This is a genomic window from Oceanobacillus alkalisoli, from assembly GCF_021556485.1.
In the GTDB taxonomy this organism is placed as follows: domain Bacteria; phylum Bacillota; class Bacilli; order Bacillales; family Amphibacillaceae; genus Oceanobacillus; species Oceanobacillus alkalisoli.
This window is the reverse complement of sequence record NZ_JAKGBW010000035.1, coordinates 1-1,131: the sequence shown is the minus strand read 5'-3', so window position 1 is coordinate 1,131 and position 1,131 is coordinate 1. Positions and strand designations below refer to the sequence as shown.

Sequence of the window (1,131 nt, the reverse complement as noted above, 5' to 3'; positions counted from 1 at the left end):
ATGTCTGGTAATGAAGGCGGAAAGGTCACACCTGTTCCCATACCGAACACAGCAGTTAAGCTTTCCAGCGCCGATGGTAGTTGAGACCTTGTCTCTGCGAGAGTAGGACGTTGCCAGGCATATTAAACGGAGGATTAGCTCAGCTGGGAGAGCACCTGCCTTACAAGCAGGGGGTCGCAGGTTCAAGTCCTGCATCCTCCACCATTTAGCCGGCCTAGCTCAATTGGTAGAGCAACTGACTTGTAATCAGTAGGTTGGGGGTTCAAGTCCTCTGGCCGGCACCACTTTTAATCAATACTCAATTTTGATTTATTGCGAGCCATTAGCTCAGTCGGTAGAGCATCTGACTTTTAATCAGAGGGTCACAGGTTCGAATCCTGTATGGCTCACCATTTTAATGCGCGGGTGTGGCGGAATTGGCAGACGCGCTAGACTTAGGATCTAGTGTCTTCGGACGTGGGGGTTCAAGTCCCTTCACCCGCATTTATATATGATTTAAAAACGAGCGGAAGTAGTTCAGTGGTAGAACACCACCTTGCCAAGGTGGGGGTCGCGGGTTCGAATCCCGTCTTCCGCTCCAACCCTTGCCGGGGTGGCGGAACTGGCAGACGCACAGGACTTAAAATCCTGCGGTAGGTTACTACCGTACCGGTTCGATTCCGGTCCTCGGCACCATCTTGCGCCCGTAGCTCAATTGGATAGAGCGTTTGACTACGGATCAAAAGGTTAGGGGTTCGACTCCTCTCGGGCGCGCCATATATAAACGGGAAGTAGCTCAGCTTGGTAGAGCACTTGGTTTGGGACCAAGGGGCCGCAGGTTCAAATCCTGTCTTCCCGACCATTCATATCATAAAGGGGCCTTAGCTCAGCTGGGAGAGCGCCTGCCTTGCACGCAGGAGGTCAGCGGTTCGATCCCGCTAGGCTCCACCATCTACAAAGAATAGTTGACATATCCGAAAGTATATGATAACATTTCTTAGTCGCTGAAGTTGAGTGCGACTTTTAATTTGCTCTTTGAAAACTGAACAAAACAACCAGTATGAAAAAGAGGTAAGAAGTAAAACGTTGGATTGATCTAACGAAAGCTTTTTATCCCTGAATCAATTTTTGAAGCTAAGAATAGATGACGGT

9 tRNA genes and 1 rRNA gene are annotated in these 1,131 nt (G+C 49.4%); all 10 read left to right on the top strand.

Annotated elements, in window-relative coordinates:
- Positions 1–3 precede the first annotated feature (3 nt).
- The 10 genes from rrf to LZD48_RS18310 all read left to right on the top strand — a co-directional run bounded on the left by rrf (position 4) and on the right by LZD48_RS18310 (position 930).
- A 5S ribosomal RNA gene (rrf, locus tag LZD48_RS18355) occupies positions 4–119 on the top strand.
- 9 nt (positions 120–128) lie between these two features.
- A tRNA-Val gene (locus LZD48_RS18350) sits at positions 129–204 on the top strand.
- A gap of 4 nt (positions 205–208) precedes the next feature.
- A tRNA-Thr gene (locus tag LZD48_RS18345) sits at positions 209–284 on the top strand.
- A gap of 32 nt (positions 285–316) precedes the next feature.
- Positions 317–392: transfer RNA gene (locus tag LZD48_RS18340), tRNA-Lys, on the top strand.
- 9 nt (positions 393–401) lie between these two features.
- Positions 402–483, top strand: a tRNA-Leu gene (locus tag LZD48_RS18335).
- A gap of 22 nt (positions 484–505) precedes the next feature.
- Positions 506–580 (top strand) — tRNA-Gly (locus tag LZD48_RS18330).
- Between the two features lie 6 nt (positions 581–586).
- Positions 587–675, top strand: a tRNA-Leu gene (locus LZD48_RS18325).
- Positions 676–679: 4 nt separating this feature from the next.
- A tRNA-Arg gene (locus LZD48_RS18320) sits at positions 680–756 on the top strand.
- 8 nt (positions 757–764) lie between these two features.
- Positions 765–841: transfer RNA gene (locus LZD48_RS18315), tRNA-Pro, on the top strand.
- A gap of 13 nt (positions 842–854) precedes the next feature.
- Positions 855–930: transfer RNA gene (locus LZD48_RS18310), tRNA-Ala, on the top strand.
- Positions 931–1,131: the final 201 nt, after the last annotated feature.